The organism is Neoroseomonas terrae (genome assembly GCF_018129025.1).
Lineage (GTDB): Bacteria > Pseudomonadota > Alphaproteobacteria > Acetobacterales > Acetobacteraceae > Neoroseomonas > Neoroseomonas terrae.
The window spans coordinates 50,976-65,219 of record NZ_JAAEDI010000004.1 but is presented as its reverse complement, the minus strand read 5'-3'; the positions used below and the strand labels follow the sequence as shown (position 1 = coordinate 65,219).

Annotated in this window: 13 protein-coding genes; 3 read left to right on the top strand and 10 right to left on the bottom strand. The window is 69.0% G+C overall.

From position 1 onward, the window contains the following. Positions 1-55: 55 nt before the first annotated feature. The 3 genes from ada to glcF form a co-directional block, all read right to left on the bottom strand. Complete coding sequence (ada, locus tag GXW78_RS04210) at positions 56-1,132, bottom strand: bifunctional DNA-binding transcriptional regulator/O6-methylguanine-DNA methyltransferase Ada (protein WP_211866330.1); 1,077 nt, start codon at positions 1,130-1,132, stop codon at positions 56-58. A 77-nt stretch (positions 1,133-1,209) separates the two neighbouring features. Continuing rightward, positions 1,210-1,785 (bottom strand): tetratricopeptide repeat protein, encoded by a 576-nt coding sequence (locus tag GXW78_RS04205; RefSeq protein ID WP_211866328.1) that lies wholly within the window; start codon positions 1,783-1,785, stop codon positions 1,210-1,212. Further along, positions 1,782-3,122, bottom strand: a complete 1,341-nt coding sequence (gene glcF / locus GXW78_RS04200) for a glycolate oxidase subunit GlcF (protein WP_456307075.1) — start codon at positions 3,120-3,122, stop codon at positions 1,782-1,784. The genes GXW78_RS04205 and glcF overlap by 4 nt, the downstream gene beginning before the upstream one ends. An 80-nt stretch (positions 3,123-3,202) precedes the next feature. Between glcF and GXW78_RS04195 the strand changes: the two genes are divergently transcribed. Further along, positions 3,203-4,021: a bestrophin-like domain gene (locus GXW78_RS04195; RefSeq protein ID WP_211866327.1), complete on the top strand. Its 819-nt coding sequence runs from the start codon at positions 3,203-3,205 to the stop codon at positions 4,019-4,021. A gap of 64 nt (positions 4,022-4,085) precedes the next feature. Further along, positions 4,086-5,735, top strand: coding sequence for an ABC transporter permease (locus GXW78_RS04190; protein ID WP_246521857.1), 1,650 nt, complete (start codon positions 4,086-4,088; stop codon positions 5,733-5,735). Positions 5,736-5,779: 44 nt separating this feature from the next. On the opposite strand, the gene bfr is transcribed toward GXW78_RS04190, so the two are convergent. The 7 genes from bfr to GXW78_RS04155 form a co-directional block, all read right to left on the bottom strand. Beyond that, the gene (bfr, locus tag GXW78_RS04185) at positions 5,780-6,268 is read right to left on the bottom strand and encodes a bacterioferritin (protein ID WP_211866323.1); all 489 of its coding nucleotides are present in this window, start codon (positions 6,266-6,268) and stop codon (positions 5,780-5,782) included. Between the two features lie 119 nt (positions 6,269-6,387). After that, positions 6,388-6,567 carry a (2Fe-2S)-binding protein gene (locus tag GXW78_RS04180; RefSeq protein WP_211866321.1) on the bottom strand — a complete coding sequence of 60 codons (180 nt, stop codon included), beginning with the start codon at positions 6,565-6,567 and terminating at the stop codon, positions 6,388-6,390. Between the two features lie 21 nt (positions 6,568-6,588). Then, on the bottom strand, positions 6,589-7,608 hold the full coding sequence (locus tag GXW78_RS04175; RefSeq protein ID WP_211866319.1) for an extracellular solute-binding protein: 1,020 nt from the start codon (positions 7,606-7,608) through the stop codon (positions 6,589-6,591). A gap of 123 nt (positions 7,609-7,731) precedes the next feature. Then, the gene (locus GXW78_RS04170; RefSeq protein ID WP_211866317.1) at positions 7,732-8,517 is read right to left on the bottom strand and encodes an HpcH/HpaI aldolase family protein; all 786 of its coding nucleotides are present in this window, start codon (positions 8,515-8,517) and stop codon (positions 7,732-7,734) included. 55 nt (positions 8,518-8,572) lie between these two features. Continuing rightward, entirely contained in the window at positions 8,573-10,141 is a 1,569-nt protein-coding gene (locus GXW78_RS04165; protein ID WP_211866315.1) for an ABC transporter substrate-binding protein, read from the bottom strand. Positions 10,142-10,199: 58 nt separating this feature from the next. After that, positions 10,200-11,789 (bottom strand): cisplatin damage response ATP-dependent DNA ligase, encoded by a 1,590-nt coding sequence (locus GXW78_RS04160; protein WP_211866313.1) that lies wholly within the window; start codon positions 11,787-11,789, stop codon positions 10,200-10,202. Next, a complete protein-coding gene (locus tag GXW78_RS04155) occupies positions 11,786-12,817 on the bottom strand; it encodes a ligase-associated DNA damage response exonuclease (RefSeq protein WP_211866311.1) in 1,032 nt (343 codons plus the stop codon). The genes GXW78_RS04160 and GXW78_RS04155 overlap by 4 nt, the downstream gene beginning before the upstream one ends. A 269-nt stretch (positions 12,818-13,086) precedes the next feature. On the opposite strand from GXW78_RS04155, the gene GXW78_RS04150 reads away from it, so the two are divergent. Continuing rightward, positions 13,087-14,091 (top strand): tetratricopeptide repeat protein, encoded by a 1,005-nt coding sequence (locus GXW78_RS04150; RefSeq protein WP_211866310.1) that lies wholly within the window; start codon positions 13,087-13,089, stop codon positions 14,089-14,091. Positions 14,092-14,244 lie beyond the last annotated feature (153 nt).

The window sequence follows — 14,244 nt, the reverse complement described above, 5'->3', positions numbered from 1 at the left end:
CCTGAGCCTGCGGGGGCGCGGGCCAGCGATGACAAACCACTGCCCGCCCTGCGCATCATCCGCCCCGCCGCCCGGCCTTCTCTCCGGCGAGCAGTGCGCGCTTGCGCTCCACCCCCCAGCGATACCCGGTCAGGTCGCCATCCTTGCCCACCACTCGGTGGCACGGCACAGCAAGCGACACCTTGTTCTGCGCACAAGCCCGCGCCACCGCCCGCGTCGCGCGCGGCATCCCCATCTCGGCGGCGAGACCGGCATAGCTGCGCGTCTCGCCCAGAGGGATTGCCCGCAGTGCTTCCCACACCTGTCGCTGGAACGCCGTCCCACGCAGATCGAGCGGGAGGTCCAGCGCCGCCTTCGGCTCGGCGATGAATGCGACAACCTGCCGCACCGCGTCGGCCAGCGCCTCCGGCGCATCTGTGACCCGCGCCCTCGGAAAGCGATGCATCACGTCTCCCCGTAGGCCGGCCTCATCCTCGCCGAACCCGATGAAGCAGATCCCGGCCTCCGTGGCGCCGACCATCAGCAGCCCGAGCGCACTGTCAGCCAGCGCCACCCGGATCACCTCGCCATCGCCCCCGCGCCTGGCGGCCCCCGGCGTCATGCCAAGCACGCGTCCGCTATCTTCGTAGACCCGGCTCTCGCTGCCGAACCCCGCTTCCGCCACGGCATCCACCACCCGCGCCCCACCGGCGAGCGCCGCCGCCAGCCGCCGCGCGCGCACGCTCTCCGCATATGACCGGGGCGTCACCCCGGTGATGTCGCGGAACAACCGCAGGAAATGGTGGCGCGCATAGCCAGCCCGGTCCGCCAGTGTCGCCAGAGAGGGGATGGTCTCGCTCTCCTCGATCAGCGCGCACGCCGCCCGGATAGCTGCGGCATGGATCGCCGCCCTCTCCCCCTTCGGGTCGCACCGCTTGCACGCCCGGAACCCCTCGGCCTCCGCGGCGGGCGCATCGGCGAAGAATCGCGTATTCCGCCGCAACGGCGCCCGGGACGGGCACCCCGGCCGGCAGAACACCCCCTGCGTCGTCACCGCATACAGGAAGGGTCCGGCCGGAGGGGCGGGATCGCGAGCCAGCACGGCCGCCCAGCGGGCGTCGTCAGCGGAAGGGATGCGGAGATCGTCTGGCATGGCCGGAGAATGACACGGGGCATCCGTCCCCTGCCATCCGCGGGTTGCTCCGGTGCACGACGACCCCGCTTCACTTGTCAGGTCGCGTCGCCCTCCGCCTTGCGGCGCAGTTCGCGTACGCGTTCGGCCCCGCCGTGCAGCTTCGGATGCAGCGCCAGCGCGGCCTCCATGCTGCGCAGCGCAGCCCGGGCGTCCCCGCGCTCCTCCTGGAGCATCGACAGGGTCAGCAACGCCCCGAAATGCCGCGGCTCCAGCCGGAGCGCTTCCTGCAGGTCGCGCGCCGCAGCCGTAGCGTCCCCCATGGCGGCATAGGCCTGGGCCCGCTGGTGCCACGCCTCGGCGCTGTCCGGGCTGAGGATGATGGCTGCATCGTAGTCCTCCAGCGCCTCGCCATGCGTGCGGGCGGCGAGGTTGCGCGCGCCGCGACGCAGCAGCAGCACGGCTGCCGGTGAGGCGGATTCGATCCAAAGCGTGCGGATGCGCGCCTCGATCATCACGGCGCTCGCCTCGTCCGGCGCGGTGCGCAGGCTTTCGAACAGGGTGTCGAGCTCGGCGCGCCTATTCTCCTGACGGCTCGGCGGTGGCTGCGCCGCGACGGAGCCAGGCAGCATCAGCAGTGAAAGAGCGAGCAGGGCCGGGCGCAATCCGGTCACGCTGCGACCCCCACGAGTGCGACGGCCGCCGGCATCGGCCCGCCCGCCATCCAGTCGAGCAGCTCGACCGTGTGCACGGCGGGAATGGTTCCGTCCCCGAGTTGCGTCAGGCAGCCGATGTTGCCCGAGGCAACCAACGCCGCGCCGGTGCGGGCGATGTTGGCCTGCTTGCGCTCCTTCAACTGGCTGGCGATCTCGGGCTGCAGCAAGTTGTAGGTGCCGGCCGATCCGCAGCAGATATGCCCTTCGGCGGGTTCCTTCACGGTGAAACCCGCGGTCTTCAGCAGCGCCTTGGGCTCGGCGGTGATCTTCTGACCGTGCTGCAGGGAGCACGCGGCGTGGTAGGCGACGGTCAGCCCCGGCGCCTCGCGGGTCGGCGCGTAGCCGAAGCGCGTCAGCACCTCGCTGATGTCGGCCGCCAGTGCGGCAACCTTCGCGGCGGCCTCGCGCTCCGGCTCCTCACGAAACATGAACCCGTAGTCCTTCACCGTCGTGCCGCATCCCGATGCGTTGATGACGATCGCATCCAGCCCCTCCCGTGCCATCTCCCGGCTCCAGGTGGCGATGTTCGCGCGGGCGAGGCGCATCGCTGAGTCATGATGGCCCATATGGTGGTCGAGCGCGCCGCAACAGCCCTGGTCCCGCGTGACAACGACCTCGATGCCCATGCGGGTCAGGAGGCGGATCGTCGCCTCGTTGATGGATGGCGCGAGGACCTGCTGCGCGCAGCCGGTCAGCAGCCCGACGCGCGCGCGGCGCCGCCCGATGGCCGCATGCCGTTGCGGCTTCGCGGTGTTCGATGCGGGCGGCACCGCCCGGGGAGCGAGCGACAGCATCGCCCGCACACGCTGCGCGGTCGCGGACCGGCCGGCGACGAGCCCCGCGAAGGGCCGCGCCAGCCGTGCTCCGCTGAGGGCCAGGCGGAAGCGGCCCGGATAGGGCAACACGGCGGAGAGAAGGCGCCGCAACGCCCGTTCTGGCCACGGCCGGCGGTAGGTTTGCTGGATGTAGGCGCGCGCGTGATCGACGAGGTGCATGTAGTGCACGCCCGAGGGGCAGGTCGTCATACAGGATAGGCAGGACAGGCAGCGGTCCACATGGCGCACCACCTGCTCGGTCGCGGGCTCGCCGCGCTCCAGCATCTCCTTGATCAGGTAGATGCGGCCGCGCGGGGAATCGAGCTCATCGCCGAGCAGCAGGAAGGTCGGGCAGGTCGCCGTGCACATCCCGCAATGGACGCAGCTGCGCAGGATGCGGTTGCTCTCCGCCGTGTCGGGATCGGCCAGCTGGGCCGGCGAGAAGGTCGTCTGCATCGCGCCGATCTTAGGATCGCCCACGGCCCGCCGCCAGCACGGCGCGGCATGGACCAACGCCGAGTGGCAGTCCTATCGTGGCGGCCGGTCCGTGGGTCTGCGTCATGCTCAACGACGTAATCATTCACCTCGCTGCCCAGGGTGTAGGGTACTTCGCCCTGCTGCTGGTGGCGATCCAGCTCGTCGCCAAGGAAGCCGGATACTTCGTCGGCTTCCGCATCGCGCAGCGCCAGGAGAGCCTCGGCGACGGCGTGGGCGTCGTGGTGGGCGGCATGCTCGGCCTGCTGGCCTTCGTGCTGGCCCTAACCCTGTCTTTCTCCTCCGGCCGATACCAGGAGCGGCGCAACGACATGCTGGCCGAGGCCAACGCGATCGGCACCGCGTGGCTGCAAGCGGGGGCGATTGGCGACCCGCGCGGTGCGGAGATCGCGCGGCTTCTCGAATCCTATGCCCAGCAGCGGCGGGACTTCATGCGCGCCGATCTCGGCTCCCCACTGGTGGCGGAGACGACGGCACAGACCAATGCCCTGCAATCGGCGATCTGGGGCCATGTCGCGGCAATCGTGCGGGAGCAGCCGGGCCCTGCCGCCGTCTCGCTGATGAATGCGGTCAACGCGACGTTCGACATGTCGACGGCCTCCCGCTTCGCCTTCTCGACGACGCTCCCGCCGCAGCTGTTCTGGCTGCTCGTGGGGATGACCGCCATCTCGATGGCGGCACTCGGCTTTCAGCTCGGACTGCGGCAGCGGCCCCTGCGGCTGCTGTCGTTGCTGCTGCTGGGCATGTGGACGGTGACGACGGTCGTCATCCTCGATCTGGGGTCGGCACGTCTGGGCTCGGTGCGAATCGGTACCGACGCGCTCGACTGGACAATCCAGGGATTCGCGGGCGGCATAACCATACCGCCGCCGCCGGCCCGCTGAGCCACCCTCCCGCCATCTGTCGAGGCATGCTATCGGCAGCCTGAGAATGCCTCGCACTCTGACAATGGATCAGCCGGCGGCCGTGCCGCGGCGGCGCGGTGTCCCGGCCTGGGCCTGGGGCTCCCTCGTGATCGCCGGTGCCATCACCGCGCCGATGCTGGCCGTGGTGCTGACCGCCGCCACCTGGCCCGATGCCAGCTTCATCCACATCGCGACCACGACGCTGCCGGAGATGCTCGCCAACTCGGCGCTGCTGGTCCTGCTGGTCGCGCTGATGGCGGGGTCGGCAGGCGCGGTATCGGCATGGATCGTGTCGACCTGCGACTTCCGGGGACGACGATTCCTCGAAGTCGCGCTGCTACTGCCGCTGGCGATCCCGGCCTACCTGAACGGCTATGTGTACACGTGGCTACTCGACGTTGCCGGGCCGATGCAGACGAGTTTCCGCGAGCTGACGGGGTTGCGGTACGGGCAGTACTGGATGCCGGAGATCCGGTCCCTCCCCGGCGCGGCGGTGATGCTGGCGATGGTGCTCTACCCCTATGTGTACCTGCTCTGCCGCGCCGCCTTCCTGCAACAGAGCGTATGCCTGGTGGAAGCGTCGCGAACGCTAGGGCACGGGCTGCCGCGCACCTTCGTTCATGTGGCGGTGCCACTGGCGCGGCCGGCGATCGTGGCGGGGGTCGGCCTCGTCCTGATGGAGACACTGTCGGATTTCGGGACAGTCCAGCATTTCGGCGTGCGCACCTTCACGACCGGCATCTACGAGGCCTGGTTCGGCATGGGCGACCGAGGGGCGGCGGCGCAGCTCTCCGTGGCGTTGCTCGCCTGCGTCTTCCTGGCTCTGGCGCTGGAATACGTATCGCGGGGCGGGCGGCGCTTCCACCCGACGACGACGCGCCAACCACCGCTTCGGCCCGTAGTGCTGCACGGCTGGAAGGCGCTGGCCGCCATCGTTGCCTGCGGTATGCCGGTGGCGCTCGGCTTCGTGGTGCCGGCCGGCAGCCTGGCGTGGCTGGCGGCGACGGCCGGCGATCCGCTACCCTCCCACCAGTTTCTGCCCTTCGCGCGGAATTCGCTGGTCTTGGCAAGCCTTACTGCAGTGCTGGCCGTCGCGCTGGCCGCGATGATGGCCTGGGCGGCGCGGTTGCACCCGTCCCCGGTGCGTCGGACGGCGAACCGGATCGCTGCGCTTGGATATGCGCTGCCCGGATCGGTGATCGCGGTCGGCACGCTGGTGCCCTTCGGCGTGTTCGACAACGCACTGGACGCCTGGATGCGGCAGCGCTTCGACGTCTCGACCGGACTGTTGCTGTCCGGGACGATCATTGCGCTGGTTTTCGCCTATCTGGTGCGATTCCTCGGCGTGGCGCTGTCCTCGGTGGAATCGGGACTGGCGCGGCTGAAGCCGTCCCTGTTCGCGGCGGCGCGGGTGCTGGGCCGGTCGCCGGGCCAGGCGGTGCGGGCGGTGGAGTTGCCGCTCGCCCGCGGTGCCCTGTTGACCGGAGCCGTGCTCGTCTTCGTCGATACGATGAAGGAACTGCCAGCGACGTTAATCGTGCGGCCGTTCGACTTCGATACGCTGGCGGTACGTGTCTACAACCTGGCATCGGACGAAAAGCTGGCCGAAGCATCTACCGCGGCGCTGCTGATCGTCGTCGTCGGCCTGTTGCCGGTGGCGGTGCTGACGCGGGCGATGCGGCGGCGGGACTGACCGCCGCCGGCGCAGAGGGGAGCGCCCTTCCGGGCGCCCGGCGATCAGTGTCCCTGGTCGGGCGCGGCGTCGGAATTCAGCAGCGTGTAGCGCTCGATGCCGATCTTCTCGATGAGGTCGAACTGCGTGTCGACGAAGTCGGCGTGCTTCTCCTCGTCCTTCAGGATGCTCAGGAAAAGGTCGCGCGAGACGAAGTCGCGGGCCTGTTCGCAATAGGCGATGGCCTCACGCAGGTCGGCGATCGCCTTCTCCTCAAGCTTCTGGTCGCATTCCAGAACCTCGCGCACACCCTCCCCGATCAGCACCGAGTTCAGGCGCTGCACGTTGGGATGGCCGCCGAGGAACAGGATGCGTTCGATGAGCGCGTCGGCGTGGCGCATCTCCTCGATCGATTCCTCGTACTCGTGCTTGCCGAGCTTGGTCACGCCCCAGTGGCGAAGCATCCGCGCATGCAGGAAGTACTGGTTGATGGCCGTCAGCTCATTGGTGAGCTGGGTGTTCAGGTGCTCGATCACCTTCGGGTCGCGGAGCATGGCAGCCTCCATCCAACGCGACGCATCCCGGTGCGTCGCTCCTCTCCAATAGAGGAACGATGCGCCGGGATGTCAAGCAAGCCATTGAAATTGCTGAATAATGCGCTTGATGCGCATTCTCAGTTGGACTTGCAACCCTCCGGGCCCGCGCGCAGCAGACCGAGGATCGTCTGGCAGCAGCACCCACATTGGGCGCCGCAGCCGCAGCCGGCATAGACCTCCGCCGGGCGCGACGCGCCCGCGGCGATGACCGCGGCGATCTGGGCCGCGGTCAGGCGATTGCAGTGGCAAACGACCATGGAGCGTGCTGGCCCTCGTCCTCAGCGCCAGCCGGCGCGCTGCATGATCTGCAGCGCTTCCGCGGCCCGGTTCGCATCCAGCAGCGGAGTGATCGGCTCGGCGCGGAACTCGCCCAAGCTCCGAAGGATCGGGCTGACCGGAGCGCCCGGCACCGATGGGTATTCCATGTTGCCCTGGGCGAGGGCAGCCTGCGCTTCATCGGACACCAGGAACTGCAGCAGGCGCCGCGCATTGGCCGCGTTCGGTGAGGTCTTCACAAGCGCCGCGCCGGAGACGTTCACATGCGTGCCACGGTCGCCCGATGCCTGGTTCGGGAAGATCACGCCGATGCGTTCGAACACCGCGCGGTCCTCGGGGCGCTGCGAGGCGCCGACATGGCCAAGATAGTAGGTGTTGGAGATGGCAAGGCGGCACTGGCCGGCGGGGATGGCGCGGAACTGGTCGCGGTCGCCACCTTGCGGCGGGCGGGCCAGATTCGCAGCGACGCCGCGAGCCCACGCCTCGGTCTCGGCCACGCCGTCGGCGGCGAGGATCGAGGTAGCGAGCGCCACGTTGTAGGGATGGTTCGAGGCGCGGACACAGATCTGGCCGCGGAAGCGCTCGTTCGCGAGATCCTCGTAGCGGTTCAGGCCTTCGGGACGGCCGGCCTGCTTGTCGTACATGATGACGCGGCCGCGCATGGTGATGGCGAACCACATCCCGTTCGGGTCGCGGCGTCCTTCGGGAACGCGGGCATCGACCTCCGGCATCGCATAGGGCTGGAGGATGCCGGCCTGGGCGGCACGGGCCAGACGCGTCGCATCGACCGTGATGAAGACATCGGCGGGGCTGTTCGCGCCTTCCGATTGGATGCGGGCCATGAGCTGGTCGGCATCGCCCTGGATAATGCGGACGCGGATGCCGGTTTCGCGCGTGAAGGCCTCATAAATCGCGGCGTCACTGTCATAGTGGCGCGCGTTGTAGAGGTTCACCTCACCCTGCGCCTGGGCGGCGGCAGGTGCGGCGATGACGGCCAGGGCCAGAAGGGAGCGGCGGAGCATGGGAGCCTCGTCGTTGATCCTCCGCCGAGTATCGCATCTGCGATGCGTTCGCAAGGCAAGTTGCGATGCATTCGCATGCGCAGCAGGGGTACCGGCGACGCCGGCCCCCTGCCCGCTCCATCGCTACTTCTGCAATCCGCGAAGGAACTTCGCGCGTGCGCCGCTGCCCGCCATCAGGAAGGCGTGATCCGAGCCGGAGAGCAGGAAGCGGGCGCCGAGGGCGATATAGTCGGGGGCAACCTTCTCATCGTACACGCCGCCCATGCCCATGTGCTTGCCGTGCTTCTTGCAGGCGTCGGCGACCTTGGCATAGGCAGCGCGGACATCCGGATGACCGATCTGGCCGGCGATGCCCATCGAGGCGGTGAGGTCTGAGGTGCCGATCATCAGGCTGTCCACGCCCGGGACGGCGGCGATGACGTCGGCATTGGCGACGGCCTCCGGCGTCTCGATCATCACGCAGACCAGGATCTCCTTGTTCAGCTCGACCTGCGCGGCGGCGGTGTCGGACACCATGAAGCCGTACTGCGCGGGCGGGCCGCCCCAGGAGCGTTCGCCGACCGGCGGGTAACGGAAGGCGCGGACGACAGCCTCGGCTTCCTCCTTGGTGTCGATATGCGGGACGACCACGCCCATGGCGCCGTTGTCGAGGCAGCGCGTGCCCTCGAACAGCGCATCCTTACAGCAGCGCACGATCGGCGTGACGCCCTGCGAAAGCGCGGCCATGCACATGCGCGTGGCGTCGTCGACGCTCATCGCGCCGTGTTCCATGTCGATGAACAGCCAGTCGAAGCCGCCGGCGGCGGCGATCATCCCGACGGCGGGGGTGCGGAGGTGATGCACGCCGAAGCCGAGGGCGAGTTGGCCCTTCTCGAGACGGCGGCGAGCGAGGTTAGGTGCGATGGGCATGGTGCGTTTCCCCGAATTGGCTGCGGGGCCACGCCACCATGCGGGCGATGGATGGTCAATCCGCCGGGCGGACGCTCATCGCCAGGGTGTACTGGTCGATACGCGGCGTCATGGCCAGGCCCTGCCGCGCACCCCAGTTGTTCACCTGGAGCAGCAGGGGTTGCATGACGCCCTCGGCCAAGGCGAGGTCCGTCGCCTGACGGATCAGGGCCAGACGGCGCGGGGCGTCGATCTCGGTGCTCGCAGCGACCAGCAGCCGGTCGAGCGCGGGGTTCGAGTAGCGGATACGGTTGGCGTTGCCGAGCCCGCCCTGCCCCCGCGTGCCGAGCTGTGGCACAAGCGTGTAAAGCGCCTCCCCCGTCTGGTTGCCCCAGGAGGAGAGGAAGACCGGGAGCTCATAACGGTTGCGCCGCGGCGTGAAGATAGCATGCGGCATGGTCTCGACCGAGGTCGCAACGCCGATGCGCGTCCACATCTGCCCGATCGCCTGCACCATCCGCGCGCTGTTGACGATGCGGTCGTTGGAAGTGGTGAGCGTCAGGCGAAAGCCGTCCGGGTAGCCGGCCTCGGCGAGCAGGCGCCGCGCCGCCTCGGGGTCGGCACGCTCGACGGGAATGTCGGCGAAGTAGCCGAAGAAGCCCTCGGGCAGGAACTGGCCGGTCGCGATGGCCTGGCCTTCGTTGATACGCTCGACCAGGGCGCGACGGTCGATCGCCATCGACAGCGCACGCAGCACCCGTACATCGGCCAGCGGGTTCCGCGTCAGTGCCGGCGCTCCCTCGGCCGCGCGGACATGGCCGGTCGCCAGCGCCTCCTCCGTGCGATCGTAGCCAAGGAAGACCAGCCGGTTGGACGCGACGGTGACCACCTGGAAGCGGCGATCGGCGCGGATGCGCGCGACATCCGTCGATGGAATGTCCGCGATCAGGTCGACATCGCCCGCAAGCAGCGCCGCGGTACGCGCGGTGTTGTTGGCGATGACGCGGAAGGAGGCGCGCTCCCACGGTTCGCGTTCGCCCCAATAGGCGTCGTTGCGGGCGTAGTGGACCTCGGTGCCGGCCGACCAGCGGGCGAAGCGGTAGGGGCCGGTGCCGATCATCGCCTTGCCGGAATTGTAGTCGTCGGTGCTGGCGCCTTCACCATGGCGTCGCGAGACGATGAAGATGTTCGACAGGTTCGCCATCAGCAGCGGCGCCGGGGCGGTCGCCGTGATGCGCAGGCTGTGCGGGCCGGTAACCTCGACCGTGCGGACCTCCCGCGTGTAGGTGCCGAAGCTTCCGGGGCTGTTCGGGACGTTGCCGGCGCGCTGAAGGGAGAAGACGACGTCATCGGCAGTGAAGGGCGTGCCGTCATGCCAGCGGACGCCTTCGCGCAGCCGCACGTTCCAGACGATGCCGTTGGTCGTGGTCGCATCGGTCGCGAGTTGCGGGGTGAGTTGCATGGCCGCGTCCGGCTTGTGCAGCGCCTCGAAGACGTGGGCTGCCGTCGCGCTGGATTGCGCGTGCGCGTGGTAGTGCGGATCGAGTGCGGTCGGCGGCGTCGCGAGGCCGATGGTCAGCGTCTGGGCGGCGGCCGGCAAGGCGGCGAGCAGCGACAGGGCGACGGCGAGGCGGACTGAACGCATGGCGGCATCCTCCGGCAAGGATTGCAGCGCTCATCAGGCCGCGCGCGCGGCGAGAGTGTCAACTGGCGCGCGTCTCGACCAGCGCCATCACCGTTTCGAGACGGTCCGCCTCCTCGACCGGCTTGTCGCGACGGATGCGGGCAATGCGGGGGAAGCGCAGCGCCACGCCCGACTTGTGCCGCGTGGAAAGCTGCGCGGCGTCGAAGGCGACCTCGAAGACGATGCCGCGATCAACTTCCCGCACCGGGCCGAAGCGGTTGATGGTGTTATTGCGGATCCACCGGTCGAGCCAGAGCAGTTCCTCATCCGTGTAGCCGGAATAGGCCTTGCCGATCGGCACCAGCTGCCCGTCCTCGCGCCAGACGCCGAAGGTGTAGTCGGAATAGAAGCTCGACCGCTTGCCGTGGCCGCGCTGGGCATACATCAGCACGGCATCGACGGTGAGCGGGTCGCGCTTCCACTTCCACCAGAGCCCCTTCACGCGGCCCGCGACGTAGGGCGCGTCGGCGCGCTTGAGCATCAGCCCTTCGATGGATGCGGCACGAGCACCGTCACGGATCGCCGACAGCGCCTCGATGCCGTCGAAGGGTATAAGGGCGGAGACATCCATCAGCGGCGGCGCGGTGCGAGCGAACCACGCTTCCAGGCGCGCCCGCCGGATGTCGAAGGGTTGTGTGCGCAGATCCTCATGGCCGTCGAACAGCAGGTCGTAGAGCCGCACGGCGGCGGGGAAGTCGCGCTGCATGCGCGCGGTGACCGCCTTCCGGTTCAGCCGTTGCTGCAGATCGGCGAACGGGGCGACGGTGCCGTCGCGGATCACCAGCAGTTCCCCATCCAGCACGCCATGGAAGGTCATGGCGTCGAGGATTTCGGGGAAGGCGTTGGAGATGTCCTCCCCGCCGCGGGAGAAGATTCGCCTGCCGCCCGGTCCGGCAGTGAGCTGCACGCGAATGCCGTCCCACTTCCACTCGGCCCGCCAATCCTGGGGCTGCAGCGCCGCCAGATCGGCGTCCTCAAGCGGATGCGCGAGCATCAGCGGCCGGAAGATCGGCGCGTCGCGCGGGTCCGGGCGGGGCCCGCGGCCGTCCAGCCAGTGGAACAGCGGCTCATAGGGTACCGCTACGCCGTGCCAGACCTCCTCTATGTCCTCGACGGGCTGGCCGGACCACTCCGCGAGGGCCACGCGCGCCAGCCGCGCCGAGACGCCGACGCGCAACCCGCCCGCCACCAGCTTGATCAGGGCCAAGCGCGCGCTGGCGTCGAGCGTGTCGAGCCAGCCGGCGATCAGGGCCGGGAGTTCGGCCTTCGGTGTGGTCTCCAGCGCCTCCACGACCTCGGCCAAGGTGGGCGGCGGCGCGTTCACGCCGGCGCGGGACTGCCAGATCAGCGCGACGGCCTCGGCGAGGTCACCGACATAATCGTAGGACAGGCGCCACAGCTCCGGGTCGGTGCGGCTGGCGACGAGGTCCCGGATCATGCCCGGCTTGGCCACGGAGAACACCAGCTCGCCGGTGAGGGCAGCGAGGCCGATGCCGCGGTCCGGATCGGGCTGCTCGGCGAACCATTGCTGCAACAAAGCGAGCTTGGCGTTGCGGCCCGGCGTGAAGACGAGGCGTTCCAGCAATTCGGCGAAGGCCGGGAGGCTCATGCGGCGACGGTCTCCTCGGCCTCATCCTCCTCCCCGAAGCCGATCAGATGCAGGGCGCGGCCGCGAATGCCACGCAGGCCGAGGGCGTGGATCAGCGCATCCTCCCGGCCATGCGTCACCCAGATCTCGGGCGCCTGGACCTCAGCGGCGGTGGCGAGCAATTCGTCCCAGTCGGCGTGATCGGAGATGACGAGCGGCAACTCCACGCCGCCCTGCTTGGCGCGCTGCCGCACGCGCATCCATCCGGAGGCGACGGCGGGAACCGGCTCGTTGAGTCGTCGTGCCCAGCGATCGGCGACGGCGGAAGGCGGTGCGAGCACGATGGCGCCCTTCAGGTCCTCCTTCTTCGCGACCGTCGCGGTGCGCAGGTCGCCGAGAGGGACGCCGAGGGCTTCATAGGTCCGGCACAGAGCCACATGCGCGCCATGGAGATGCACGGGCCGGTCCCAGCCGGCCTCGCGCAGCATGGCAATCAGCCGCTGGCATTTGCCGAGGGAGTAACAGCCGACGACGTGGGTGCGCTCGGGGAACAGCGCAACGGAACGCAGCAGCTTGGCCAGTTCCGCTTCGGGCGGCGGATGGCGGAACACCGGGAGGGCAAAGGTCGCCTCGGTGACGAAGACGTCGCAGCGTTCGGGTTCGAACCGCATGGCGGTCGGGTCGGCCTGCCGCTTGTAGTCGCCGGAGATGACGGCGCGGGACCCCTGCCATTCCAGGCAAACCTGCGCGGAACCCAGCACGTGCCCGGCCGGCCGCAGCCACAGCCTGACGCCATTGATGGTGAGCGATTCACCGTAGCCGAGCGCCTGCTGCGTCTCGCCAGCCCTGCCCTCCCCCATCCGGGTCGTCATGATGGCCAGCGTCTCGCGCGTTGCGAGAACATGGGCGTGACCGGGCCGGGCATGGTCGGAATGGCCGTGGGTGATGACGGCGCGGTCCACGGCCCGGGTCGGGTCCACGTAGAAGCCGCCGGGCTCGCAATACAGCCCGCCGGGAGTGACCTTCAGCCAGGTGTCGGGATGGGGCATGCTCACTCGGTGGATATGGGTTCGCCGGCCGATGCGGAAACCGGACATCGCTTCCCGCGCGTGGGCTTGGCCGGCGGGTCTCCGCTCACCGAGCCGGAGAAGCTACCCCTGGAGAACGTCGGTAGCCTCGCGTGATCGCTAGCGTCGACCAGCCATGGCCCTCAATCCGACCTCCGCTCCTCAAGGCGGCCGCGTCGACCCCCGATTTAAAGGTACGTAACATTCTCGTTATGCTATGATAGATTTATGAAGCGGGTGGTCGTCAGGCAATGGTGCCGAATATCGCGAAGTACTTGCCGAAGCTAAACGCGCCAAAATGGATGCTGGGTGTCGGCTGGGCTGTCGTCACGACGCTTCTGACGAACGTTGCGTTGCAGCGCGACGATCCGGAACCTCAGCCTGGCTGCGGGCCGATCCGTGTGGAGACCCGCCCCCCACTCTACCATGATGCAGAGGCCGCCAGGCGCTTCCGGGCTGCCGCCGGACAGGGCGACCCGGAGGGCCAGCACAACCTCGCGCTCATGCACGCGACTGGGCGAGGCGCCCCGCAGGACTACGCCGAAGCGATACGGCTCCATCGCCTCGCCGCCGAACAGGGGTATGCGCCGGCACAGTTCAGCTTGGGTGCCTTGTTTCGCAATAGTCGCGAAGGGTCCGGCGCCATCCACCTTTACCGCCTCGCCGCCGAACAGGGATATGCGCCAGCGCAGGCCGCCCTCGGGAGCATCTATGTGAACAGTGAGCCGCCCGACTACACCGAGGCAGTAAGGGTCCTCCGTCTCGCCGCCGACCAGGATGATGCCCGCGCCCACCGTATCCTCGCGAGCCTGTACAGTAGGGGCGATGGCGTGCCGCTGGACCTTGCCATGTCGATCAGGCTCAACTGCCGCGCTACCGAGCTAGGCGATGCCTTCGCCCCATACATACTCGGAAGCATGTATGCGGAGGGTCGCCGCGTTCCGCGCGACGACGGAGAGGCCGCCCGATTCCTCCACCTCGCCGCCGACCGCGGCGAAGCGCTCGCGCAGGCGCAGCTTGGGCGGATGTACGAGGATGGCCGCGGCGTGCCGCAGGACGATGCCGAGGCCGCTAGGCTCTATCGCCTCGCCGTTCGCACGGGCTTCGGGGACATCGCTTTTCGCCTCGGAACCATGTACGAGACGGGTCGCGGCGTGCCGCCTGACGAGAGCGAGGCGGTCAGACTCTACCGCATCGCCGCGGCGCAGGGGGTGCGCGGTTCCGCCGCGGCTATTAGACGAGTTGGTCAGCACTGAGCCGGGAGACTGAGGCGCGCGGCGGCGCCCGATGCGCGCGACTCTCTGAGCTACGCAGGCCTTTCGCACGCGTTGGCACGGCACCCGTTCCCAAACGATACGGCCAACGCTCGAATAGGCGGCTTCCCCCCGCGGTGAACCGCCGCCATATTG

Coding starts and splice junctions, on each gene's coding strand:
- GXW78_RS04180 (WP_211866321.1), bottom strand. CDS start 6,567: ATGGTCGTTTGCCACTGCAATCGCCTGACCGCGGCCCAGATCGCCGCG.
- GXW78_RS04195 (WP_211866327.1), top strand. CDS start 3,203: ATGCTCAACGACGTAATCATTCACCTCGCTGCCCAGGGTGTAGGGTAC.
- GXW78_RS04190 (WP_246521857.1), top strand. CDS start 4,086: ATGGATCAGCCGGCGGCCGTGCCGCGGCGGCGCGGTGTCCCGGCCTGG.
- GXW78_RS04175 (WP_211866319.1), bottom strand. CDS start 7,608: ATGCTCCGCCGCTCCCTTCTGGCCCTGGCCGTCATCGCCGCACCTGCC.
- GXW78_RS04150 (WP_211866310.1), top strand. CDS start 13,087: ATGGTGCCGAATATCGCGAAGTACTTGCCGAAGCTAAACGCGCCAAAA.
- GXW78_RS04160 (WP_211866313.1), bottom strand. CDS start 11,789: ATGAGCCTCCCGGCCTTCGCCGAATTGCTGGAACGCCTCGTCTTCACG.
- ada (WP_211866330.1), bottom strand. CDS start 1,132: ATGCCAGACGATCTCCGCATCCCTTCCGCTGACGACGCCCGCTGGGCG.
- GXW78_RS04165 (WP_211866315.1), bottom strand. CDS start 10,141: ATGCGTTCAGTCCGCCTCGCCGTCGCCCTGTCGCTGCTCGCCGCCTTG.
- bfr (WP_211866323.1), bottom strand. CDS start 6,268: ATGCTCCGCGACCCGAAGGTGATCGAGCACCTGAACACCCAGCTCACC.
- GXW78_RS04155 (WP_211866311.1), bottom strand. CDS start 12,817: ATGCCCCATCCCGACACCTGGCTGAAGGTCACTCCCGGCGGGCTGTAT.
- GXW78_RS04170 (WP_211866317.1), bottom strand. CDS start 8,517: ATGCCCATCGCACCTAACCTCGCTCGCCGCCGTCTCGAGAAGGGCCAA.